Raw genomic sequence first — 24,942 nt, 5'->3', positions numbered from 1 at the left:
AACCGTTAAACCTACAGTTCCAGTAAAAAGACTTCCGTTAAATCCTCTAATATTATTAGTACTGGCACCATCAAAAGCGAAACTTTGTTTTGCATTTGTTATAGTTGTGAAATCTCCGGTTAGGGCGATTCTGTCCGTCAATTTAATTTGACCTGTTACTCCAATCATAAAATTACCCATTCTGTCTTTTACATACGTAGGATCTTTTCTTTCCAAAAAGGATAAACCAAAACCAGCGTGACCTAACAAACCAAAAGTGTTTGTCCAAGTTTCAAAACTCATCATTCTTCCCAAGTTTGCAACACCTTGTATATCGACTCTGTAATACTTTGAGTCAAAATCGATAGATTCGTTTTTTCCTGTAAAACTGTTGTAACCAAAATCAGCTTTTAAACCAAATTTGTTGTTGAACATATAACGAGCTCCTAATTCAACTGTGTAAGGACTGACTACTGAAGTTGAATAACCAGCAGTCATAGGTCTTTGTGGTTTATTAAAACCACCGGCTAATTCGAAAGACCATTGATTAAAACCAATTGGTTTGGTTTCAACAGCTTCATTTTGAGCGGTTAAAGAGTTTATTGCGAGTGCAAAAATTAATGTAAGGAAGATTTTTTTCATAATTTCATAATTTAAATTCTTGGCAAAACTACATTGGGTTGTTTGATAAAAAATTTAAATCAGTAAATTATGAAAGTAATAACTTTAATTATGTAAGTTGGTATATTAAAATATAGTATAAAACCTGTTAATCAGAAGCTTGAAGGTTTGTAATAATGAAATAATCGTGTTATTGCAGTCTTTTTAAAACATCAATCATTTTTTCGAAAGTGCTGAAGTTTTCGTGCTCAATAGTATAGTCAATTCTTTCGTGAGCCCAAGTAGTGTGAAACGGAATATGAGCAGCGTGTCCGCCAATAGCCAAAACCGGTAAAACATCAGATTTTAAGGAGTTCCCTATCATGAAAAATTCTGACGGTTGAATTTCCAAACGTATTATTAAATCTGAATAATCTTTTTCCTGTTTGTCCGCCATTACCTCGATGTGATGAAAATAATGCCCCAAACCAGAATCGTGTAACTTCCTACGTTGGTCTAATAAATCGCCTTTGGTGGCAACCACTAGTTTGTATTTTCCGTGCAAAGCTTGCAAGGTTTCTTCGACACCATCCAATAATTCAATGGGTTTTTCGAGTAATTCTTTTCCATATTCGATGATTTTTTCAATGACTTCAACAGGAATTGTATTGTTCGAAATTTTCATCGCGGCTTCTATCATAGAAAGGATGTAAGCTTTAATTCCGTAACCGTAGATTTTTAAATTATTGATTTCGACTTTAAAAAGTTCCTGAGAAATTCCTTGATGCGACAAATAATCTTCCATCAAGCCACAGAATTTTTGTTCTGTTTCCTGAAAATAAGGTTCGTTGATGAATAAGGTGTCATCAGCGTCGAAAGCAATTACTTTTAGGTTCATTTTATTTCTTTTTACCGCAGATTCGCAGATTATAAATTATTTTTAATTTGCGAATTTGCGGTGTTTATTTAAATAGCCTCAAACAATTTTCCAGGCAAAGGTCGAATCACGCCTTTCAGTTCCATATTCAGGAGCATTCCCGAGATTTTATAAATCGGGAAATCACAACGCAAGGCAATAATATCCATCAATTCTTTGCCGTTTTTTAAGAGATAATCATACACTTTTTGTTCGTCGTTTTCAAGAGTAACAAACAATTGTTTTTGGACTGCTTTTGCTTTGCTTTCAATATCCCAATTCAAGATATAAACCAAATCAGCAGCGCTCGTAAGCAAGTTTGCTTTTTGGGTTTTTATCAAATTATTGCAACCTTGACTGTATTTATCGGTTGTTCGACCGGGAACAGCAAAAACATCACGGTTGTAATCGTTGGCGATATTTGCCGTAATTAACGAACCGCCTCTTTCGGCAGATTCAATGACAATCGTAGCTTCTGAAATTCCAGCAACAATACGATTTCTTCGAACAAAATTTTCTTTGTCCGGATTGGAAGAACTCCAAAATTCGGTCATAAAACCGCCGTTTTGTTCAACTTTGGCAACGTATTTCTTGTGAGTTTTGGGGTAAATTTGGTTTAAACCGTGCGCCACAACGCCAATAGTTTGCAAGTCGTGCTCCATTGCCAGTTGATGTGCAAAAATATCTACTCCATATGCAAAACCACTCACGATTACAGGATTAAGCGGTGCAATATCTTCAATCAATTTTCGGCAAAATTCCATTCCGTAGGATGTGATTTGTCGGGTTCCTACAATACTGATTATTTTTTTGTTTTTCAAGTCAATATTTCCTGACGTAAACAACAAAACTGGTCCGTCGATGCAATGTTTTAAACGATCTGGATAATTTTCGTCTTGAAAATACTCGACGTTGATTTCATTTGATTTAATGAATTGCAGTTCCTGTTCAGCTTTTTCGAAAACTGATTTGCTTTTTAATTTTTGGATTAAAATGGAACCAATTCGATCAATAGCAGCAATTTGTGATATTTTTGTCTTGAAAACTGCTTCTGCACTTCCGCAATGATTTATTAATTTTTTGGCCATAATATCGCCTACGCCTTCTACTTGTTGCAATGCTAATAAATGAAATAATTCTTGCTCAGTCATACTAATCGTTTGAGGTTGAAATGTATAAAAATTAATGCGGATTGTTAATAAAAATTGTGAATAAAATTTTGATAACTATTCTCAATGTATAACTTTGTGTCTATGAACATCGAACCATACATCGCGCAGCTTTTATACCGTTACCAGTGTGTAACCGTTCCGGGTTTCGGAGCTTTTTTGACCGAAATTCAATCGGCTCAATTAATAGAAAGTTCCAATTCTTTTTTTCCTCCAAAGAAAATCATTTCTTTTAATGGGTATCTAAAAAACAACGACGGTTTATTAGCCAATCATATTGCCCAAGCCGAAAAAACATCATACGAATATGCCATCAGCGCCATTCAATATGAAGTTTTTAATTGGAAAAAAGCACTCCAGGAAAACGGATTGTTCTCTATAAAAAACGTGGGGAATTTTTCTCTTAACGCCGATAAAAATTTGATTTTCACGCCTTACGACCAAACTAATTATTTGACTAATTCTTTTGGTTTAAGTGCCTTTGTTTCACCAATGGTAAAAAGAGAAATTTTCGAACAAAAAATCGAAGCTCTTGAAGAAGATGAAGTCATTGTTTTCACACCAGAAAGAAGAAGAACAAGCGTGTATTTGAAATATGCCGCTATTTTTGTTTTAGGATTAGGTTTAACTGGAGCTATTGCTTACCCTATTTATCAACAACAAATTGCTAACGAAACTATTATTGTTGAGCAATCTGTCCAAAAACAAGTTCAAAACAAAATTCAAGAGGCTACTTTCTTTATTAAAAATCCAATTCCAGCCGTAACACTTACGGTTAAAGAGGAAAAAATGTCATACCACATTATGGCCGGTGCTTTTAGAGAAGAAAGAAATGCACAAAAAGCATTTGAAAGACTATCCGATCAAGGATACAAAGCAAGAAGAATTCCACAGAATAAATATGGCTTATTTCCCGTTCTTTACGGAAGTTACGCCACTTTCCCCGAAGCCGAAAAGGCCAAACAGGAAATCCAAAAAACCGTAAATCCTGATGCTTGGATTTTGGTTGAATCACTATAAAAACGAAACCCATTCTTAAATCGAATGGGTTTTTTATTTAAAAACGTTTCTGTTTAGTATTTCAGATTCAAACTTGCTTTGAACATTTTCAATTCGTCCCAAGTAAATTTTTCACCATATTGTTCTTTCAAACCGTTTAAAGTTTCTTCTTTGTAGCCTTTGAAAGCTTTTTCCAATTCCAATATTTTGTCTTCCGGCAAAACAGATGTAATTGCGATGGTTCCGGATTCAATGAGTTTGGCAATATGTGTTCCAATAGTTTGCGAAGTCAGTTTTCTTATTGCGGCAATTTCTTTAATCGTGTTCTTTTCGAGCCACAATTCATAGGTTTCCTGAACGGTAGATTTCTTGGGTTCTTTAGTGGCTTTTTTCTTTGAAGTATATCTTTCCAAGTCGACTTCGTCTTCGATTAAAGTTACATTCACGTCCTTAAATTCTTCTTGAATAACTTTTAGCTTATTGATTTTGTAATATTTAATTTCATCCGAAGTCAGCTTTTCTTTAGATATTTCCTCGCCGTTTACGACAGTTTCTATCAATAATTTAGCTTTCATTAATCGTAAAACAGCTTTGATTTGTAATTCTTCAAGAATGACCAATTCCTCGTAAAATGCTTTAACCTTTTTGATGCGTTTTACTTCTTCTATTTTCCAAAGTATTTCGTGAACCAAATTGTCCATTGGCAACAAAAAATAATTGAATGCCGCTTCTATTCGGTCTAAAACGTGATTCAAATCGACAGATTCTTGACCAAATAATTTGTTCAATTGCAAGACAAATTTTCTGGATGGTTCCAAAAGGGACTCAATGGCTTCGGTTTGTTTTCGTGCCCAAACAGCGTGTTTTGATTTCTCGGAACTTTCGCCTTTTTCATCATAACTAAACTTATGATTCCGCCATTCTTGGGCCAAATCACTCCAATCAAAACTGCTATTGAGGAAATTATGGATAAAGTTTCTGGTTTCTAATTGCAACGAATTTTCGAGAACTTCTTCAGACGCTTTGTTCAGTGAATAATCCATAACGTCCTGATCGTTTGAAATGCCATTCATTCGAAGCGGAGAAAGCAAAATTAAGCCGTTTAATGATCGCAAACGCGATAAAGCCACATATGCTTGCCCAGGAAGAAAAACCTGCGAAACATCGAGCGCTGCTTTGTCAAATGTCAGTCCCTGGCTTTTATGAACAGTTATCGCCCAAGCGAGTTTTATAGGATAATGAACGAAAGTTCCCAACACTTCTTCCTCGATTTCTTTAGTGTTTTCATCAACTTTATAGCGGATGTTTTGCCATTCATATCTTTCGACTTCGATAGTTTTGTTTTCTTCGGGAAAATGAACGAGTATTTCCTGACTCGAAAGTGATTTGATAAACCCCATTTTGCCGTTGAAATATTTTTTGTCAAAAGACAAGTCGTTTTTCACAAACATAACTTGCGCTCCAACTTTCAGTTTTAAATTCTCTTCAACAGGATATATTTTATCCGGAAAATCATCTACAATTTCGGGTTTGTAGGTTACCAATTTTCCTTCCAAATCTTCCAATGCTTGAGCATTCATTGCATCGGCTTTGGCATTGTGCGTTGTTAAAGTGATATACCCTTTATTTGCTTTCAAATCGAAATCAGGTTTTACATATTGATTCAGGTTTTGAATATCTGCAGCAGAAATTTGGTTGTTCCTGAGATTGTTCAAAATCGAAATAAAGGCGTCGTCGGTTTGACGAAAAATTTTCGACAGTTCAATATATAAAGGTGGATTTTGCTGAACAACGTGCGAATGAAAAAAGAATTTTCCTTTATAATAGGTTTTTAAAGTTCGCCATTCTTCGTCTCGAATTACGGGTGGCAACTGCAACAAATCGCCAATAAATAAAACTTGAACTCCACCAAAAGGACTGTTTTTTTTTCGAACGGTTTGCATCATAAAATCCATTGCATCCAATAAATCGGCACGAAGCATACTCACCTCATCAATAATCAGCAACTCCATATTTCGGATTACCGATTTCTTTAAACCACTCATTTTGAAGTGTCTGCGCAAAGTGGCTTTAGTTTCAAATTTGGTGTTTTCCGAAAAATGTGGTGATGAATTATCGGGAATAAATCCACCAAAAGGCAACTGAAACATCGAGTGAATGGTTACTCCGCCAGCATTTAATGCCGCAATTCCAGTTGGCGCCACCACGACGGTGTTTTTGTGCGTAGTTTGAATAATTTCCCGCAAAAGCGTCGTTTTCCCAGTTCCAGCTTTTCCCGTAAGGAAAATAGAGCGATGCGTTTGATTGATAAATCGCAAGGTATAAACAGCGGCTTCGGAGATAGTTTGCATTTGGCGTATAAATTAAAAGCTAAAATATTGTTTTAATGTTGATATAACAAAAAATGTCACGCAATTGCGTGACATTTGATATACTAATTTTGCAAAATTATTTTTTAACTTCTTCTTTTGCAGCAGGAGCTTTGTATTTGTCGTTTAATAATTTAAGGATGTCTTTGGTGATATCCAATTTGTCTTCGGCATATAAAATACTGGCGTTAGAATCTCCTGTACCATATATATAAGTAAAGCCTTTTTCTTTTCCGTAAGCTTTTATAGTCCTTTTTACACCGGCAACTAAACTATCCATTTCTGTTCCACCTTCTTGTTGTAATTGTTGAGAAAGTGCTTGTTGAGCTTGCGCTAATTGCTGCTCTCTTCTCTGCAATTCAGCTCCTTTTTGTTGTGCCCAAGCTTGACCGTTTGCTTGTGCTTGTGCTTGAAAGTTTGAAGCTTCTTGTTTAAATTTATCAATTTCAGCTTGAAGTTGTCTTCCTTTTTCTTCTCCTTTAGCTTTATATTTAGCATCAAGATCTTTTGTTCCAGTATATTCTTTCATTAAAACTGAAGTGTCTACATAAGCTGTTTTTACTTCCTTAACTTCTGCTGCTGGTTTATTGCAAGAAACAATTGAAATTGTAAGAGCAATAATTACTACTATTTTTTTCATTTTGGTGTTTTTTCTAATTTTTAATAATTGATAACAAAAATATAAAAAAATAAGTAGCATTGTCATAAAGTTGGAAAAATGCAGAAATATTTATGATATAAGTATTTGTTATCGGAATTAAATATTTTATAAGTTATATTTATTAAAATTGGATTCGTCAGCCTTTAAATAATGGATTTTGTTGTGAAATTCGAGGTAATGGTTCGGAAACAGTAAAAAGTATTCTTAAATTGGCTTAAAATGAATTTTACTTGTTTTTTATGATGTAAATGTGAGAAGAATATTCAAAATTCTCTTTCGCCTTCCAATTGGATTGTAATCCAATGAAAAAAGCTTTGATAAAATTCATTTTTCCAGATTTGTATTTTTCCGAAAGCAAACTCACATAAAAAGAATCAAATTTCATTGGCAACACTTTTTGCAACTTCATTTCTTCTTTTTCGAAAAGTAATTTTATGGCAGTTTTCGAAAAATGCCAAAAGTGAATTGGCACATCGTAAGCCGCCCAAAAATTTTCGTAATGTTTTGCGTCGAAAGATTTAAAATTGGGAACAGCAATAATTAATGTTCCTGCTGGTTTTAGCAATCGTTTCAATTCTTTGATTTGTTTGTGTAAATCTGGAACGTGTTCTAAAACGTGCCACATCGAAATCACGTCAAAAGAATGATTTTCCAATTCGCTAGTTTCTTCGACAAAAGAGATTCCTTTATTTATTGCAATAGATTTCGCTCTTTCACTTGGCTCTACTCCTATGGTTTGCCAACTATCGCTTTTTGCAACCGACAAAAAATCTCCTGTTCCGGCTCCAATATCTAATATTTTTCCTTTATTGGGTTGAAGCGAATTTATTAAATTAAGTTTGTTCTTTAAAGCTATACTTTTTATAAAATGATACAATTTTTCAAACAAAGAACGTTTATTGTCGGTGTGCGAAATATAATCCTCACTTTCGTAATACTTACCCAAATTTTCTAAACTAGGTTGCGGAAATGTAATTAGCATATCCAAAGTTTCGTCATAATATAAATCGAAAGTTTCTTTGGAAACCGAATAATCTTTTACAGAAAGGAAATGCTTTTTGTTTGAAATGTCCATTTATTTATTTTATTATTTTTTAAAATCCTCAATAATACCAAGCCTTCACAAAGTAGTTTCACGTGGAACAAATTACCTTCCCATATAAATCAACAATACAGAAACATCACTTGGCGAAACCCCGCTTATTCTGGAAGCTTGTGAAATAGTCACTGGACGAATCTTGCTTAGCTTCTGTTTTGCTTCAATTGACATTGATTTTATTTTATTATAATCGAAGTTTTCAGGGATTTTTACATCTTCTAAACGAGTCAATTTATTGGCGTTGTTTCTTTCCTTTTCAATATAACCCGAATATTTCACTTGGATTTCTGCTTGTTCTAATATTTCTTGATCCAAATTATTTTCCGCTACATAAGACGCCACTTTTTCGAATTTGATAATGTCTTCCAAATCTATTTGAGGACGAGAAAACACTTTAAACATTTTATCGCCTTGGGTTATTAAAGCTGTATCTTTTGATTCCAATATTGGATTTGCTTCAGCCATAGAAACACTAGTTTCTTTGAAAAAAGCCACCATCTTTTCGGACTCATTCAACTTGTGCTCCATTCGACGCAAACGCTTTTCAGAAGCCAATCCTATTTCGTACGACATTGGCGTAAGTCTAAAATCGGCATTATCTTGACGCAATAAAGTTCTGAATTCAGCGCGAGAAGTAAACATTCGATAAGGTTCATCCGTTCCTTTTGTAATTAAATCATCAATAAGAACTCCAATATAAGCTTCGTCTCTTTTTAAAATAAGAGGTGCTTTTTCCTGTACTTTTAATGCAGCATTAATTCCCGCCATCATTCCTTGGGAAGCGGCTTCTTCATATCCGGTGGTTCCGTTTATTTGTCCAGCAAAATACAATCCTTCGATTAACTTAGTCTCTAAAGTGTGTTTTAATTGGGTTGGAGGAAAATAATCATATTCAATTGCATATCCAGGGCGGAAAAATTTCACTTTTTCAAATCCAACAACAGAGCGCAACGCTTTAAACTGAATATCCTCCGGAAGCGAAGTAGAAAAACCGTTTACATAAACTTCACAAGTATTCCAACCTTCTGGCTCTACAAACAATTGATGTCTTTCTTTGTCTGCAAAACGATTAATCTTATCTTCAATAGAAGGACAATATCTCGGACCTAGAGATTGGATTCTACCATTAAACATTGGCGAACGATCAAAACCTTCTCTTAAAATATTATGAACTTCGAGAGAAGTATATGTCATATGACAAGATCTTTGATGAATCAAAGGCGAGGTTTCATCTGAATACGAAAATTTATCTGGCTTCGCATCTCCCTTTTCCTCATTCATTTTAGAAAAATCTAAAGAACGTCCATCGACTCTAGGAGGCGTTCCTGTTTTCATTCTACCTGATTGAAATCCTGCATTCACCAAATCTTCGGTGATTCCATAAGCAGCACTCTCTCCTGCTCGTCCTCCGCCAAATTGTTTTTCGCCAATATGAATCAATCCATTTAGAAAAGTTCCATTAGTCAATACTACGGATTTGGACTTTATTTCAATTCCAAGTGCAGTTCTGATTCCGTTTATTTTGCCGTTTTCAATAATCAAACCTTTTACCATTTCTTGGTAAAAATCCAGATTTGGCGTTCCTTCGAGCATCAATCTCCACTCTTCGGAAAAACGCATTCTGTCACTTTGAACTCTTGGCGACCACATTGCAGGGCCTTTAGATTTGTTCAACATCTTGAATTGAATAGCGGTCTTATCTGAAACAATTCCAGAATATCCACCAAGCGCATCAATCTCACGGACGATTTGTCCTTTAGCAATTCCTCCCATTGCAGGATTGCAAGACATTTGCGCAATGTTTTGCAAACTCATTGTAACCAACAAAGTTTTCGAACCTAAATTGGCAGCAGCAGCAGCGGCTTCACAACCAGCGTGACCCGCGCCAACTATAATTACATCATATTCTTCTTGAAACATCTTTTATTTGGGATTTGGAATTTATGATTCAGGATTTATATTGTGAATCACAATTCTATTTTTTTGTTCCACGTGAAACAATTGTTATTAAAAACTCAAAAGGACTTGCTATTGTTCCACGTGAAACATAGCTAGTTTTTCATCTTCTTTACTTCTCATAAGAAGTTCGTCTTTTTCGGTTTTGTCTTTATAGCCACAATAATGTAAAACACCGTGAACTAGAACGCGCTTCAATTCCTCATCGAATGAAACATTAAAATCAACAGCATTGTCTTTGACTCTTTCAACAGAAACAAAAACGTCTCCGTGTATTTCGTTTCCAATACTATAATCAAAGCTGATAATGTCTGTTAAAGTATCGTGACCTAAATGCTCAACGTTTATTTTATGCAAATAATCGTCATCACAAAAAATGTAGTTTATCTCTCCTTCTTTCTTGTTTTCAGATTTGATTACTTTTGTAATCCAGTTAGAAATTGACTCTTCATTATCAAGAGAGAATTCGGTTTCGTAATTAAAATTGATCATTTTTTATTGAAATATTCTTGAACTTTTTGATTAAAATTCGAGCGCAAAGGTAGGGATTGTCTATTTAATATTTCAATACTGTTTAAATAATCCAATAATGAGGAAGGAAGAGGTTTAGATTGATTGGTAAACTCCTTTTTATTGGTTTCGGATTGTCGTTTATTTTCTTGTCCTTGTTGCTGAATTGCCGTATTTAATTTCAATAATTCTTGCTTCACATTAAGGATTTTTTGAAGCGTTTCGTTTTTGAAACCTTTGTTCAACAATTGCTTTTCAATTTCTTTCATTTGGTCTAAAGCGTTTTGACCGTTACCTCCTAAACCTTGTTTTTCTAATTCATTTTGCAAGGCTTCACGCAATTGCTTTTGCTCTTTGTAAATTTCCATTATGGCTTGAGCATCACCTTCGCCATCTTCACCGTTTTGTCCTTCTGATCCAGGTTGATTACCTTCTTTCCCTTTTTCTCCATCTTTACCTTCTCCTGGTTTTTTCCCTTTTTTCATTCCGTCTTTCATCTTCTCCGAAAGACCTTCTTGTTTTTTTATTATGTCCGGCAATTGCATTCCCTGTCCTTGGCCAGGTTTAGGCTTTCCAGGACCTTCGCCAGACATAGACATTTGCATATTGTTTAAAATCTCAGACAAAAAATCGGCTAGTTTATTTGATGAAGAAACAACATATTGTTGATGTGAAACTCCTTTTGGAATTTGTGCGTCTGCCAATGTCTCTAAAGATTTGTCTAAATTATATTGAGCATTACCTATTTCTTTGGTGATGTTTTCACCAATTTTTGGATTACGCAAGGACATAGCAAAAAGACTATCGTCAATGTGCTTGAATTGAAGTTTTAAATCTTGCTGGATTTTAAGGTTTTTATTAAATGCTGGAGAACCTATTTTTAAACTTTTAAACTTAGCCATTAAGTCTTCTTGTGAAAATGAAAAAGCCAATAAGTTATCCAGAATTTGACGTAACATAGCAATGTCTTCTTCTAGTTGCTCCATTTCGCCACCTTCCATATTTTGCTCCATTTTTTGGGACATTTGTTTTATTTTTTTGGCGGCGCTTTTTTGCTTTGGTTTGGCAGATGCTTTTTTATCTTTTTGCAATTCATCCGAAGCTTTTTTCAAATCTTCATCAATACTTTTTTGCGCTTCTTTGTCATTTGGAATATCCAAAGGCTTTTTAAGCTCCTTGTTTTCTTTATCTAAATCTTGTAATTCTTCTTGAATTTTATCAAATTCTTTGTTGATTTCATCTTGGTTCTCGACATTGTTTTCTTTGTCTTTGTTCGATAAATCATCTTGCTTTTCGGAAAGTTTATCGAGTTTGTCTTTTAGCTGTTCTGCTTTTTTCTGAACATAATATTTCTTGGTGAGCTCAACTAATTGTTCTAAGCTCTTCGTTTGATTCTTGGCAGTCTGTTTAAACTTGTCCATTTTTTCCATCAAGTCTTCTTTCTGGATTTTATCATTGAGTTCTTTTAGTTCGTCTAATAATTTTTTATTTTTCTCTAAATCCTTATCAACATTGTCCAAACTCTTTTGCAAATCTTGTTTGAATTCATCCGTCTTATCCGTTTTAGTTTTGTCAAGATTATCTTTCATTTTCTCGGCAAAATCTTTCATCATTTTATCCTGCTGATTTTGACGTTTAATAAAATCATTGATTTTTTGTTGGTCTTTAAATTCAAGAGTTTCTTTTTCCTTTCCTGACTTTTGCAACTTATCCATCTCTGAGATTTGCTTGTCTTGATTTTTTAATGACTTTTCTAAGCTGTTGATGTTGTCATTTTGCTGTTGTAAATCCTGATCTTTAATTTCATCATCAGTTGCAATGCGATTTGAAAAAACAGAAGATTTTGTGCTTTTGAAATTATGAATAGCATCATTGTCAAAAACTTCAAAATAATATTCATAAGAAACTCCTTGCTCTACTGGAAGTGAACTTGGAAAAGCAAAAATAAACTGATCATAAAGTTTTGCTTTTACAGAAATTGTTCCGCGCTTAACTGATTCTGGTTTGTTTTTAGGATAATAAACAACCTGAAGCTTGGACAATCCATAATCATCCGAGATTTGACCTAAAACATACTTTTTATCGATTTTGAGACTATCTGGGGCATTGTTTACATTGATGGTTGGAAACTGATCTTTGATTACAGAAATCTGATAGTTCAATTTCTCATAGTTTTTTACTTTAGAATTCGAAGTAAGAATTTGATATTCTGTATTTTGAGAGATTAATTTGGATAACGTAAAATCATTTTCAGACTTGGAAAAAGGAAAATTAGATGTCAAATCTTTCCATACTACATTTTGGGTTGCTAAAGTGTTGATTTTCCAAGTAACACGGGTTCCTTCCGGAATAATGGCGTTTCCATTGCCTTTGATAATCTCGGATCTTATTTTCAAATAGGAAGGAAAATTCAATTGCATTTCAAAATTGGCAATCGATGGCACGGTAACCACATTCAGTTGATAATCCGGAGAAGAAACGGCATTAGCCTCCACGTGAAACAAAACGTTCGATGTTGGTTTTTCAATTTTATATAGAAATTCTCCAGCTTTATTAGTTTCCATAAAATAACTTTCATCTCCGATGAAAATCATAGCGTTTTCTGGAATTATTTTACCTTCCGTTTTTAGTCGAATAATAAAGTCCTTGTTTTGTTCCGTTTGTAAATTATAATTCAACATCACAAACCGAAAAGGCGCTGGAGGAGAAAATTGATCTTGAAAATGCACCACCCTATTCAAACTTTGAGAAAGTATTTTACTGTTTCCAGAAACGTAAAAGACGGCAAAAAACAAAATAGGAAATATCGCTAATGGCAAATACTTCTTATTGACATTAAAGTTTATTGCGTTTCCAAAAGGGATTGGTTGTAACGAATTTGCCTTTTGTTCAATCGAAGCCAATAACAATTCCGATTGATTTTTGTCATTCGTCAATTGAAGGAAATTCGTTAGTTTGTCACTTACTTCCGAGAAATGATTTCCAATTATGGTTGACGCTTCTTTATAATCAATTCCTTTTTGGAGTTTGAACAATTTAAATATTGGAAACAAAATAAAACGCAACAAAAGGAAAATTTCAACACCAATAAAAGTCCAAAACAAGACCGTTCTTCCCATTGGCTTTAGCCAAAGAAAATATTCCACGAAAAGCGTGAACAAGAAATACAACAATCCTAAGCCGATGAAGAAAATAATTCCTCGAATCAGTTCGTTAGTGTAAAACTTCTTGATGAAAAGTTCCAGCTTTTGATATATGATATTTGACGGTTCCAAAATATATTACTTGTAATTAAATAACTGCTAAAAGTACTAATTTATCTTAATTAGAAAACGTTAAAAATTTATCAAACTTAAATAGTTGGAGAATTGGAAACGATTTGGTATTTTTAGAAAAATCTTTTAGTATGAAATATTTATGGGCATATAGTATTCCAGTTATTGGTGTTCTAGGAATATATCTAGGTGGTTTTTGGTCGTTCTCTGCATTACTGTTTGCTTTTGTCGTGATTCCTTTTCTTGAGTTGCTCTTGCCAAAAGACGAGAAAAATTATGATCAAGAAACCGTTTCAAAAAGATTGAAAAACAAGTTTTTTGATGTTTTGCTTTATTTGAATGTTCCCATTGTTTATGGTGCAATATTCTTTTGTTTGTATAAAATTACTCAAACTGAAGTCTCAAAAACTGAAATCATTGGGATGACATTGAGTCTTGGGATTATTCTTGGTGCCAACGGAATTAACGTTGCACATGAACTGGGTCATAGGACGAATCTTTTTGAAAGAATTCTGGGAAAACTTCTTTTAATTCCAAGCCATTATACCCATTTTTTTATAGAACACAATCACGGGCATCATTTGCATGTTTCAACTCCCGACGATCCTTCAACGGCCAAATACAATCAAAACCTATATGCTTTTTGGTTTCAAACTGTAACGGGAACGTATAAAAAAGCTTGGGAAATTCAAAAAAAATTAAATGCTAGTGACAATCGTTCTTTCTTTAATCTAAAGAATGACATGTTTTGGTTTACGATAATTCAAATTAGTTATTTGGTGCTAATTTATTCGTTCATTGGATTCAAGGGCTTTATATTTGTTTTATGTGCCGGAATTATTGGCTTTCTTTTGCTAGAAACCATTAATTATATTGAGCATTATGGATTAAAAAGAAACCAACTCGCATCCGGTAGATTTGAACGCGTGTCAGAGAAACATTCTTGGAATTCTAATCATGTCCTAGGGAGAATTATTCTTTATGAACTCACTCGACACAGCGATCACCATTTTAAATCTCAAAAGAAATACCAAATTTTAGAATACCATGATATTTCGCCACAAATGCCTTATGGTTACCCAACATCTATAGTTTTGTCTTTTTTTCCTCCGCTTTGGTTTGCTATTATGAATAAAAGAATTCCTGAAGAAATGAAGTAGATTTTTAGTACTTATTGGTTTTATCTAAAAATCTGAGAAGTCTGCCAATCTACCAATCCTTTTAATTTATCTTTGCAAAAAAAACTACAGAAATGTCAAAGCAAGTTCGGGTGCGTTTTGCACCAAGTCCAACGGGACCTTTACATATAGGCGGTGTTCGTACTGCCCTATTCAATTATTTGTTTGCCAAAAAAAACAACGGCGTTTTCTTTCTTCGAATTGAAGACACAGACCAAAATCGTTTCGTTCCAGGTGCCGAAGAATATATTATGGAAGCCCTAGAATGGTTGGGGATTTCTCCGGATGAAACCATTGGAAAAAATGAAAAGTTTGGCCCTTACAAACAATCCGAAAGAAAACATTTGTATAAGCAATATGCCGATGAATTGATCAATTCAGGAAATGCCTATTATGCTTTTGATACTGCAGAAGCTTTGGATATACATAGAAAACAACACGAAGAACAAGGAAAGACTTTTATTTATAATTGGCACAATCGAGAAAAATTAGATACTTCTTTGGTAATTTCTAAAGAAGATACCGAGAACAGAATTGCTGCTGGTGAAGATTATGTCATTCGTTTTAAAACACCGGTTGATGAAACTTTGCATTTGCAAGACATCATTCGTGGCGAAGTTAAGTTTGAAACTAGTCTACTTGACGATAAAGTGTTGTTCAAAAGTGACGGAATGCCAACGTATCATTTGGCTAACATTGTCGATGATCATTTAATGGAAACTTCACACGTGATTCGTGGCGAAGAATGGTTGCCGTCAATGCCGTTACACGTTATGTTGTACCGTGCTTTTGGTTGGGAAGCGCCGGAATTCGCACATTTACCTTTGATTATGAAACCTGTTGGAAACGGAAAATTATCAAAACGTGATGGTGATAAAATGGGATTTCCCGTGTTTCCATTAGATTGGACCCGAGCCCCTCAAGGCGAACTGAGCGAAGCTAAAACAGCCGAAGGTGTTTCATCAGGTTACAGAGAAAAAGGATTTTTTCCAGAAGCTGTGGTCAACTTTCTAGCTTTATTAGGTTGGAATGACGGAACCGAAAAAGAATTATTTACTTTGGAAGAATTAGAAAACGCTTTCGATTTGAGTAGAGTTCATAAAGCGGGCGCTAAATTTGATCCAGAGAAAAACAAGTGGTTCAATCATCAATATTTACAAGTTCAAAATCCTGTTAAATTAGCTTTTGATTTTATTCCATTAATTGAGAAAAAAGTAGATTATAAAATAATTAGAGATGAAAACCCAATTAAAAGAATTGATGAAAAAGTTGGTCATATTCCTTTTCAAGAATATCGAGACTCGAATTTTGCTCACAAGGACTTTAATTACATTTTAAAAGTGATTTCTCTTATAAAAGAAAGAGCAAACTTTGTTTCTGATTTTTGGGAGTTCTCTGATTTTTTCTTTTTAGCTCCAAATTCATTTGATGAAAAAATTTCTAATAAAGTTATTAATGAAGAGTCAAAAAAATTACTTTTGGAATTATCTATTCATATAAAAAACTTGAATTTTGAAAATACTGCTTATATATTTGACGGAATAAACACTTGGTTAGTTAGTAAAGAGATTAATTTTGGAAAAATTGCGCAGCCTTTAAGATTGTCATTAGTTGGAAAATTAAAAGGCCCTGACATTTATGAAATAATAAAAACATTAGGAAAAGTAGAAACGATTAATAGAATTGAGAAAGCAATAGCTACTTTATAAAACTTAAAAGCTCCCAAATTTGGGAGCTTTTTTTATAAATAAAGAATCAAATTTCCATTTAATATTCCTGGATTGCCTTTGAAATCAACACCTAGATTTTTGTTATTTAAATTGCCAAGCATATTGTTTATTCCATATTGATACGAAATACTCAACCGAACATGCCGAACTCCAGCAGTAATCCCTATGACAGGATAAAAGTTAAAAGTAGAAATATCCGCAATGTCTTTGGCCAACAAAGTAGTTCCGGTAATAATATTGTTTTCTTTGCCCTTCTCCACATTTAGTTTTCCATTAACCTGAACTAAGGGTCCAAACTCAAAACTTAAATGGTTTTCAATAATTTTATAACTCCACATTAAAGATATTTGGGCAGAAGGTAATTTATAATTAGTGTCTTCTGTAATAAAACCACTGTTTGTGGTTACCGAAAAATTATTTTCGCTAAACTGAATCGCATAAACCATATCCCAGTCGTCATAGAAATTTCCTCGCATCGAAAGACCTACATTCCAACCCGTTCCGGCTTTTGTTTGAAAATCATTAGTGTTCAAAGTAAATTGATTTACACCAATACTAATTCCAATTCTATTCGAATCTCGATATTCGTATTGTGCAAAAACAGTCATTGAAATTAGTGCAAAAACAGAAGCTAAAAATAATCTTTTCATAAAATTGGAATTAAACAACGGCAAACCTAAAGTTTTTTTGTAATTTAACGGTTAATTTTTTTAACTAAATTAAACTACTTATGGACATTCCGTTAATTATCCTTCTTGTATTTGGATTATTTATTTTTCTTTCTTCTTTTTTTACCGTGAAGCAGCAATCATCATTTGTTATCGAACGTTTTGGAAAATTCTTAAACGTGAGAAGTTCAGGTTTGCAACTTAAAATTCCTTTGATTGACAGAATTGCTGGCCGTGTCAATCTTAAAATTCAACAATTGGATGTTATTATCGAAACCAAGACAAAAGACAACGTATTTGTTAAAATGAAAGTTTCGGTGCAATTCAAAGTGATACCGACCAATGTTTATGATGCTTTTTATAAACTCGAATATCCTCACGACCAGATTACGGCTTACGTTTTTGACGTTGTTCGTGCCGAAGTTCCAAAATTGAAATTAGATGATGTTTTCGAAAGAAAAGATGACATTGCTATTGCCGTAAAACGCGAATTAAACGACGCAATGACTACTTATGGTTACGATATCATCAATACATTGGTAACCGATATTGATCCGGATATCCAAGTGAAAAATGCTATGAACCGAATTAATGCCGCCGACAGAGAAAAAACAGCTGCAGAATTTGAAGGCGAAAGCACCAGAATTAGAATTGTGGCTAAAGCCAAAGCTGAAGCGGAAAGCAAACGTCTTCAAGGACAAGGAATCGCTGATCAAAGGCGTGAAATTGCCCGTGGATTAGTAGAAAGTGTTGAAGTTTTAAACCGTGTTGGAATCAATTCGCAAGAAGCATCAGCATTGATTGTGGTAACACAACATTATGATACTTTGCAAGCCATTGGCGCAGACGCAAATTCTAATTTGATTTTATTGCCTAATTCTCCACAAGCTGGAAGTGATATGCTCAACAATATGGTGGCTTCATTTAGCGCTTCAAATCAAGTGGGCGAAATGATGAAAAAACAAAATAGAAAATTAAAACCAAAAACAGATGAACATACATTTATTCAACATCAAGCGCCACAAGAACCAGATGCTCCAAAATTACCGGAAACAGAAATATAAAACATCAGATAATTTCAATAAAAAAGAGGCTTAATCGCCTCTTTTTCTTTTTGTAAACCAATTAATTATCAGTGGAATTACTATGTTGAGAATCATTCCGGATGAATTTGACAGAATCGATTTATAATCTCCCAAAAACCCTTTTATTATGTTTTTTAGCAAAAGACTTTCTTCTGCTTTTTCATAATCTAAAACAATTTTTTGAAGGTTCAATTCTTTTTCAAGTCTGAGAATTTCCAGTTCTAATTCAATTTGTGCGTAGGACGAATATTTTTTGGTTTCCATAATTTAGTCGTTAAAAAAGATTTCTGAAAATTTCTCCAAAATTGGTCCTTCAACAACTTTATCCTTAACTAAAAATAAAAGTCCGGTAATGACTAAATAAATTGCGCCAACGATAAGAAATCCCAAAGCATTACTATTCAAGGCTTCCCCGATTGCAAAAGCACCCGCGATAGAACAAAATAATAAAACCAAAGACAACGACATCGCAATTAATACAAATTTCAAAATCATCGTGGTCGATTTCATTGCTACTTTGAAACCCCAAAGCTTATAATACGCCGCGCTGTTTTCGATATATTTCTTTGCTTGTTTTTGAATGTCCTCGGTGTGTTCTTTTAGTTCTTCGAAAGCCATAAATAAGTTATTTAAACGGTTTCTTTTTGTTGATTAGCCATCTGTTTTTTTAGAAGTTTGGCGTTTTGTTCTTTCAAGTCAGCCAACTTTGTTTCCAAAAAAGAAATAACATCTTCGGTTTTATGACTCATATTAGAAACTAATTCTTCATAGGTTTCATCCAAGTCGTACTTTGCTCCTGAAAATCTACTTCTCAATTTTTCTGATGCATCTTCCCATTTATGTTTTAAATTGTTTTTAGCATCATCATAACCTTCTTTGATTTTTTCTCTGGTTTTTGAACCTTTGTCCGGAGCAAATAATATTCCTACTCCTGCTCCAATCGCTGCACCTAATAAAAGTGCCAATACTGAATTTCCTGTGTTGTTTGACATCACTTTTAGAATTAAAATTAATACTGTCCTAAAGTTACAAACTTTGTTAACAACTCAATGTTAATAAGGCGTTAAAGTATTTTAATTCAACTAGAAACCGTAAATAAGCCGTTTTCTTATAATAAATGCATAACAAATATAGCGGAAGTTGCCCAATTAAAAAAACTGCATTAAAAAGCATTTATGAAAGCCGTTTTTGATTGATAAATCCTATAACAAACAGAAAGTTTATAGAAGTTTCCAATAATTAAAAAATCGCATTGTTAATGCGATTTATATTGTCAAAAACTATAATTCTAATCCGTTTAGTAATTCCAAAACATTTTCGTTCTTTTCATTGTTTTTTAAGTTGGAAAGTTGTTTTTTGAACTCATTCAAATTATCTAAATCTTTTTTCAAATTTTGAATAGCAAAAAACCGAACTGCTGTTAATTGACTTTTTAACGACATCGAATATAATTTTGTCAAAGGTTCTTGTTCAATATCTTTTGCCAAAGCTTTATCAGAATATTTCAAAATCAAATTCGAGAACAATAACGAATTGTTGTCATTTTTAATGTTTTTGATAATGGTCTGGGTAATCAAACTGTAATTATCAATACTCTTTATGTTTTCAATAATAGGTTTCAGAAGGATTTCTGCTGCATCTTCATCTTTTTCCTTTACGTATTTATTGATTTCTTTTTGAGTATTCATCAATAAGTTTTCTTCTTTTTTCCCTTTTTCTTCCCAAGCATCTTTGAGTCCAACGGTTTTGTTGAAAACTAATTTAGAAGCTGTTGAATCTTTATCCACATTGAAATAACCCAAACGTTGAAACTGGAATTTTTCGTCTGATTTCGCATCCGAAAGACTAGGCTCTACAAATCCTTTTACAATTTGCAAAGAATTTGGATTCATAAAATCGAGGAAGTTTTTCTCTTTATGGCTGTCCGGTGATTCATCAATAAAAAGCCGGTCATACAAACGAACTTCCGCTTCAATAGCGTGTGGTATTGAAACCCAATGCAAGGTTCCAGCCACTTTCCGTTGGCTGGCTTCGCTCCCGCTTCCTGAACGAGATTCTTCGTCATAAGTAACGTGAATTTCTGTGATATTTCCAGCTGCATCTTTTACGACACTTTCGCCTTTAATGATGTAGGCGTTTTTCAATCGCACTTCTCTACCTATGGACAAACGGAAAAATTTAGCTGGAGCTTCTTCTAAAAAGTCTTCTCTTTCGATGTATAATTCTTTAGAAAAAGGTACTTTTCTGAAACCGGCATCGTCATCTTCCTGATTATTTTCGGCATCCAAAAGTTCTTCTTTATCCGATGGATAATTGGTAATTATCACTTTTATTGGATCTAAAACCGCCATAACTCTTGGTGCCGTTTTGTTTAAATCTTCGCGTAAACAAAACTCCAAAAGCGAAACATCAATCACATTTTCTCTTTTGGCAACGCCAATAATATCACAAAATTTCCGAATGGAATTGGCCGTATAACCTCTTCTTCGCAAACCTGAAATGGTAGGCATTCTTGGATCATCCCAACCATTTACTATATTTTCTTGAACCAATTGCAATAGTTTTCGCTTGCTCATTACGGTGTAATTCAAATTTAAACGCGCAAACTCATATTGGTTGGGTCTTACTTTATTGTCATCATAAATTTGGTCTAAAAACCAATTGTATAATTCTCTGTGCATCACAAATTCCAAGGTGCAAATAGAATGCGAAATTTGCTCGATATAATCACTTTCGCCGTGAGCGAAATCATACATTGGGTAGATTTTCCAATCGTCTCCTGTTCTATGGTGATGACGGTGCAAAACTCTATACATCAACGGATCGCGCATCAACATATTAGTGGATGCCATATCAATTTTGGCACGCAAAACGTGGCTTCCTTCCGGGAAATCACCGTTTTTCATTCCTTGGAACAAAGTTAAATTCTCTTCAACAGAACGATTTCTAAAAGGACCATCAATTCCTGCTTGCGTTGGAGTTCCTTTTTGATCAGCCATAGCTGACGAAGATTGACTGTCAACATAAGCTTTTCCATTCTGAATCATAAGAACCGCCCAATCATACAATTGCTGGAAATAATCAGACGCAAAACGCTCTTCAGCCCATTCGAAACCCAACCAATGCAAATCATCTTTAATGGCGTCTACATATTCCTGCTCTTCTTTGGCGGGATTAGTATCGTCAAAACGCAAATTTACAGGCGCATTGTACTTTAGACCCAAACCAAAATTCAGACAAATGGATTTGGCGTGACCAATGTGTAAATAACCATTAGGTTCTGGAGGGAAACGGAAACGTAAATTCTCTTGAGGAAAACCACCTTCTAAAGTGTCTTCTATGATTTGTTCTATAAAATGAAGTGATTTCTCTTCGGTTGACATAATTTTCTATATTGAAACGCAAAGGTAAAAAAATAGATGATAGATAATAGACTTGGAGATAATAGACTTTGAATTAAAATAATTAATACATTTGTATAAATACTGAAACTTATGAGACAAGTAACCGTTACTATTCCAGATGAATACTATGATAATTTGGTGCAATTTTTAAAACCAATTCCTGATACATTTATAGACAACAGTCAAGAAGAATACAATCGCTCCATAGAAAAAATGGTTTTAGAAAGAATTAAAAACGCAAAACCAGAAGATTATATCAGCTGGGAAGAATCTAAAAAAAGACTCCATACAAAATGGAATAAATAATGTATGAGATAATTATTCTTGTACGTGCTGATTTGGAAGCAGATGAAATTTCTGAATATTATGAATCAGTTTCTAATGGATTGGGAACAAAATTCTACAATGAATTTGAAGATTATGTAGAAACATTGAAGACATTTCCTTTTTTTGAGGAAAAATACAATATTGTCCGCACTTTACCTCTAAAGAAATTCCCTTATACTATCCATTTTACAGTTGATGAAAACGAAAAAATAGTCTCTATACAAGCTGTAACCTCTAATTACCAAGATCCAAACACCACAAGATTAAAATTATAAAAATGGGAATTATAAAACTAAAAAATATTCGAACTTACTCTTATCACGGCTGTTTAATCGAAGAAGGAAAAATAGGCTCTGATTACGCTGTGGATTTAGAAGTAAAAACTGATTTGAGAAAATCAGCTATTTCAGATAATCTGGAAGATACCGTGGATTATGTGCTTTTGAACCGCATTGTCGAGGAAGAAATGGATATTCGTTCCAACCTTTTGGAACACGTTGCGCACCGAATTATCAAAAGAATTTTCGATGAAGTAGCTGCCATTTCTAGAATTACATTGGCTGTTTCAAAACTGAATCCTCCTATTGGCGGTGATGTTGAAGCCGTTACGATAGAAATGGAAGAATACAGGAATTAAATTAATTACAAATTTCAAATTACGAATTACGAATTTTAAAAATTGTTAATTATCAATTGTTAATTATCAATTGTTTGCTATATTTGCACACCAATAAATAATTGGCGTCGTGGCCGAGCGGCTAGGCTGGGCTCTGCAAAAGCTCCTACTCCGGTTCGAATCCGGACGATGCCTCAAGAAGAGATACAGAAATGTGTCTCTTTTTTTTATAACATTTTTAGAAAAAATAAATTAAAGTTACGGTTCGAATCCGGACGATGCTTTTAAAACCTTCAAGGAAAATAAGAGGTAATTTTAGAAACACTTGTATAATTTTGTGAGCACTAAGTCGAGAGACTTTGCGCAGCTGGGGATTTAGGAACAGAGTATTTTCTGTTTAACGAAAATGTGATACAAAATAGCAATTCCACTAAAACCCCAATATATTAAAACTCCAGTTATACTACATTTATCTTATTTATTACTAATTAAAAGATAATATGTAGTATTTTTTTTAAACTTTACAGTTGTTAAACTAACAAGACTTTGATGATATAAATAACTTATTGTCGAAGCATTATTATTAGTTTCAATTAATTCTCCTTGATATTCTAAAGTGTTTTTATTGAGTAAAAACTGCTCTTTATCAGAAAAAATATAAGTAACTAAATTGTCTCCTTTTTTAGTTAGTGAACGTAATAACATCACATGTCCACCTGTTTTTAAAGGGATATTACAAAGGTATTCATCTCTATTCGGATTAAAACTAAATCCATTATTCACTGCAAAAGCATCAAACTGCGACGATGTTAGGTTATTACTTAATTCTAATTGTTCTAATGTAATTAAACATTGTGATTTGACATTATTACTAATAAAGCTAATAATTATTAATGCTAAGATTTTCTTCATATGATTATTTTTTCTTAAATGTTGCACAACTTATAAATATACGTGAGTTATTGATTTTCTAAAACCTACTTATCAATTCTCTCTAAAGCATCTTTCAACTTCTCTTTTTCTTTTGGAAACCAACCCTGAACAATTAATGCTATCCCGAAAATCATCAAAACAATACTGATTCCTTTTTTGATTTTAAGAATATTTTTTGGTGTCATTTTATTTTTTAACTGCTTGGCTAATAGTATTTTTATACAATCAACAAACACATAAGATAAAATTACGGAGGCGAAAAAAGTAAGCATTCTAGAGGTTTGCATTTCAAGTTTTGGTCCAACCGAAATAATAATGGCCAACCAAAATCCCAAAACTCCAATGTTAATAATGTTTAAAAAAAAGCCTTTTATGAATAATCCAAGGTAATCTTTTCTAATAATTTCATTGTCAATTTTATGAATGTTTATTTTCTTTTCTTTGTGTAAACTGATATACGAAATAACACCATAAGACAGCATTAATATTCCTCCAAACATAAAAAGCGCCGAGTTGTCTTTAATACTTGTTATCAATCTATAACTTCCTACATAAGCAATGGTGATGAATACAATATCTCCTAAAACTACACCTAAATCAAAAACTAAAGCTGCTCTAAATCCTTTTATAATACTGGTTTCTAGTAATATAAAAAAAACAGGACCAATCATAAAACTTAAAAATATTCCCCACGGAATACCCGATAAAATATCATTTATCATTGAAAAAAAATTAAAAATTTTTAAATAATTTATTCAAAAAAAATCCCAAAGACAAAGCCTCTAGGAATTTTATTAATTTTCTGTAATAGTTCCACCCGCAAAGGCTTGTTGTTTTATTTGTTTTGGCTTGCCAAAAATAGTAATATTTCCTCCCGCATTTACTTTGGCATCTACAAGTGTGCTTGCATTTACATCAGCACTCCCTCCTGCAGAAACACTGACAGTTGTTTGAGAAGTTTCAAAATTCTTGGCATTAAAAATTCCTCCAGAAGTAATAGTTGCTTTTTGAGTAACTGCTCTTCCTGATAAATTAATAATACCGCCAGAATTAAGTTTCGCAGTTATATTATCAACATCAAGTTCAACCTCAATCATTGCACCTTCTTGGGTTGATAATTGAATTGTGGTTTGTTTAAATTCAGTTGCACAACTCACAATACTTCCTTCATTTGCATCAATACTTTGAATGTTTTTAAAGTATAAAGTAACTTTTGTGTCATCACCAGACAACATTTTAGTTATTGACATTCTAAGTTTTAAAACGCCATTTTTATTAACTGCTTCAAAGTTGCTTTCATTTTTTCCGGTTACAACTACTTTATTTTCATTAGAAGGAATTAAAGTTACATTCAATTGATCAAATACTCTTATTTCATCAAAACTTTCTAGTTTGATTGTAGTTTGACCAAAATTTACTTGGGTTAAAAACACAAATACCAGTAAAAAAATCTTTTTCATTTTATTAA

The 24,942-nt window shown here is 33.4% G+C and carries 24 protein-coding genes and 1 tRNA gene; 8 read left to right on the top strand and 17 right to left on the bottom strand.

Going from position 1 to position 24,942, the window contains the following annotated elements:
- The 3 genes from ACH2BV_RS12160 to dprA form a co-directional block, all read right to left on the bottom strand.
- On the bottom strand, positions 1-621 hold a 621-nt coding region (locus ACH2BV_RS12160), incomplete at its 3' end, for an outer membrane beta-barrel protein (RefSeq protein WP_395051000.1).
- Between the two features lie 169 nt (positions 622-790).
- Positions 791-1,477 (bottom strand): HAD family hydrolase, encoded by a 687-nt coding sequence (locus tag ACH2BV_RS12155; RefSeq protein WP_395050999.1) that lies wholly within the window; start codon positions 1,475-1,477, stop codon positions 791-793.
- A gap of 68 nt (positions 1,478-1,545) precedes the next feature.
- Entirely contained in the window at positions 1,546-2,646 is a 1,101-nt protein-coding gene (dprA, locus tag ACH2BV_RS12150; RefSeq protein ID WP_395050998.1) for a DNA-processing protein DprA, read from the bottom strand.
- Between the two features lie 102 nt (positions 2,647-2,748).
- Here dprA and ACH2BV_RS12145 point away from each other — a divergent pair, with 102 nt between their 5' ends.
- Positions 2,749-3,684, top strand: a complete 936-nt coding sequence (locus ACH2BV_RS12145) for an SPOR domain-containing protein (RefSeq protein ID WP_395050997.1) — start codon at positions 2,749-2,751, stop codon at positions 3,682-3,684.
- A 53-nt stretch (positions 3,685-3,737) separates the two neighbouring features.
- On the opposite strand, the gene ACH2BV_RS12140 is transcribed toward ACH2BV_RS12145, so the two are convergent.
- The 6 genes from ACH2BV_RS12140 to ACH2BV_RS12115 form a co-directional block, all read right to left on the bottom strand.
- Positions 3,738-6,014, bottom strand: coding sequence for a helix-turn-helix domain-containing protein (locus ACH2BV_RS12140; RefSeq protein ID WP_395050996.1), 2,277 nt, complete (start codon positions 6,012-6,014; stop codon positions 3,738-3,740).
- A gap of 97 nt (positions 6,015-6,111) precedes the next feature.
- Positions 6,112-6,672: an OmpH family outer membrane protein gene (locus ACH2BV_RS12135; protein ID WP_395050995.1), complete on the bottom strand. Its 561-nt coding sequence runs from the start codon at positions 6,670-6,672 to the stop codon at positions 6,112-6,114.
- Positions 6,673-6,919: 247 nt separating this feature from the next.
- On the bottom strand, positions 6,920-7,768 hold the full coding sequence (locus ACH2BV_RS12130) for a class I SAM-dependent methyltransferase (RefSeq protein ID WP_395050994.1): 849 nt from the start codon (positions 7,766-7,768) through the stop codon (positions 6,920-6,922).
- A 72-nt stretch (positions 7,769-7,840) separates the two neighbouring features.
- Positions 7,841-9,712 (bottom strand): tRNA uridine-5-carboxymethylaminomethyl(34) synthesis enzyme MnmG, encoded by a 1,872-nt coding sequence (gene mnmG / locus ACH2BV_RS12125; RefSeq protein WP_395050993.1) that lies wholly within the window; start codon positions 9,710-9,712, stop codon positions 7,841-7,843.
- A gap of 108 nt (positions 9,713-9,820) precedes the next feature.
- Positions 9,821-10,240, bottom strand: coding sequence for an rRNA maturation RNase YbeY (ybeY, locus tag ACH2BV_RS12120; RefSeq protein WP_395050992.1), 420 nt, complete (start codon positions 10,238-10,240; stop codon positions 9,821-9,823).
- Positions 10,237-13,533, bottom strand: coding sequence for a hypothetical protein (locus ACH2BV_RS12115; protein ID WP_395050991.1), 3,297 nt, complete (start codon positions 13,531-13,533; stop codon positions 10,237-10,239). Before ACH2BV_RS12115 ends, ybeY begins: the two co-directional genes overlap by 4 nt.
- A gap of 131 nt (positions 13,534-13,664) precedes the next feature.
- Between ACH2BV_RS12115 and ACH2BV_RS12110 the strand changes: the two genes are divergently transcribed.
- Both ACH2BV_RS12110 and gltX read left to right on the top strand, forming a co-directional pair.
- Positions 13,665-14,693 carry an alkane 1-monooxygenase gene (locus tag ACH2BV_RS12110; RefSeq protein WP_395050990.1) on the top strand — a complete coding sequence of 343 codons (1,029 nt, stop codon included), beginning with the start codon at positions 13,665-13,667 and terminating at the stop codon, positions 14,691-14,693.
- A 92-nt stretch (positions 14,694-14,785) separates the two neighbouring features.
- Positions 14,786-16,420, top strand: a complete 1,635-nt coding sequence (gene gltX, locus ACH2BV_RS12105) for a glutamate--tRNA ligase (RefSeq protein ID WP_395050989.1) — start codon at positions 14,786-14,788, stop codon at positions 16,418-16,420.
- A 32-nt stretch (positions 16,421-16,452) separates the two neighbouring features.
- Here gltX and ACH2BV_RS12100 read toward each other — a convergent pair whose 3' ends face one another.
- On the bottom strand, positions 16,453-17,091 hold the full coding sequence (locus ACH2BV_RS12100) for a PorT family protein (RefSeq protein WP_395050988.1): 639 nt from the start codon (positions 17,089-17,091) through the stop codon (positions 16,453-16,455).
- A gap of 80 nt (positions 17,092-17,171) precedes the next feature.
- On the opposite strand from ACH2BV_RS12100, the gene ACH2BV_RS12095 reads away from it, so the two are divergent.
- Complete coding sequence (locus ACH2BV_RS12095) at positions 17,172-18,173, top strand: SPFH domain-containing protein (protein WP_395050987.1); 1,002 nt, start codon at positions 17,172-17,174, stop codon at positions 18,171-18,173.
- Positions 18,174-18,203: 30 nt separating this feature from the next.
- Here ACH2BV_RS12095 and ACH2BV_RS12090 read toward each other — a convergent pair whose 3' ends face one another.
- The 4 genes from ACH2BV_RS12090 to ACH2BV_RS12075 form a co-directional block, all read right to left on the bottom strand.
- A complete protein-coding gene (locus ACH2BV_RS12090) occupies positions 18,204-18,458 on the bottom strand; it encodes a DUF6327 family protein (RefSeq protein ID WP_395050986.1) in 255 nt (84 codons plus the stop codon).
- A gap of 3 nt (positions 18,459-18,461) precedes the next feature.
- Entirely contained in the window at positions 18,462-18,812 is a 351-nt protein-coding gene (locus tag ACH2BV_RS12085) for a competence protein (protein ID WP_395050985.1), read from the bottom strand.
- A gap of 11 nt (positions 18,813-18,823) precedes the next feature.
- Entirely contained in the window at positions 18,824-19,186 is a 363-nt protein-coding gene (locus tag ACH2BV_RS12080) for a YtxH domain-containing protein (protein WP_395050984.1), read from the bottom strand.
- A 288-nt stretch (positions 19,187-19,474) separates the two neighbouring features.
- Positions 19,475-21,577, bottom strand: a complete 2,103-nt coding sequence (locus ACH2BV_RS12075; protein WP_395050983.1) for a glutamine--tRNA ligase/YqeY domain fusion protein — start codon at positions 21,575-21,577, stop codon at positions 19,475-19,477.
- Between the two features lie 111 nt (positions 21,578-21,688).
- Between ACH2BV_RS12075 and ACH2BV_RS12070 the strand changes: the two genes are divergently transcribed.
- From ACH2BV_RS12070 to ACH2BV_RS12055, 4 genes are all read left to right on the top strand, one after another.
- The gene (locus tag ACH2BV_RS12070; protein WP_395050982.1) at positions 21,689-21,904 is read left to right on the top strand and encodes a hypothetical protein; all 216 of its coding nucleotides are present in this window, start codon (positions 21,689-21,691) and stop codon (positions 21,902-21,904) included.
- The gene (locus tag ACH2BV_RS12065) at positions 21,904-22,200 is read left to right on the top strand and encodes a hypothetical protein (protein ID WP_395050981.1); all 297 of its coding nucleotides are present in this window, start codon (positions 21,904-21,906) and stop codon (positions 22,198-22,200) included. Before ACH2BV_RS12070 ends, ACH2BV_RS12065 begins: the two co-directional genes overlap by 1 nt.
- A gap of 2 nt (positions 22,201-22,202) precedes the next feature.
- Positions 22,203-22,562, top strand: a complete 360-nt coding sequence (gene folB / locus ACH2BV_RS12060; protein WP_395050980.1) for a dihydroneopterin aldolase — start codon at positions 22,203-22,205, stop codon at positions 22,560-22,562.
- 103 nt (positions 22,563-22,665) lie between these two features.
- Positions 22,666-22,736 (top strand) — tRNA-Cys (locus ACH2BV_RS12055).
- 279 nt (positions 22,737-23,015) lie between these two features.
- Here the strand turns inward: ACH2BV_RS12055 and ACH2BV_RS12050 are convergent.
- From ACH2BV_RS12050 to ACH2BV_RS12040, 3 genes are all read right to left on the bottom strand, one after another.
- Complete coding sequence (locus ACH2BV_RS12050; RefSeq protein ID WP_395050979.1) at positions 23,016-23,453, bottom strand: hypothetical protein; 438 nt, start codon at positions 23,451-23,453, stop codon at positions 23,016-23,018.
- Between the two features lie 65 nt (positions 23,454-23,518).
- The gene (locus ACH2BV_RS12045; protein WP_395050978.1) at positions 23,519-24,196 is read right to left on the bottom strand and encodes a LysE family translocator; all 678 of its coding nucleotides are present in this window, start codon (positions 24,194-24,196) and stop codon (positions 23,519-23,521) included.
- Positions 24,197-24,268: 72 nt separating this feature from the next.
- Positions 24,269-24,934: a head GIN domain-containing protein gene (locus ACH2BV_RS12040; RefSeq protein ID WP_395050977.1), complete on the bottom strand. Its 666-nt coding sequence runs from the start codon at positions 24,932-24,934 to the stop codon at positions 24,269-24,271.
- Between the last annotated feature and the right edge of the window lie 8 nt (positions 24,935-24,942).

The organism is Flavobacterium sp. (genome assembly GCF_043780635.1).
In the GTDB taxonomy this organism is placed as follows: Bacteria; Bacteroidota; Bacteroidia; order Flavobacteriales; family Flavobacteriaceae; genus Flavobacterium.
This window is presented reverse-complemented; position numbering and strand designations above follow the sequence as displayed.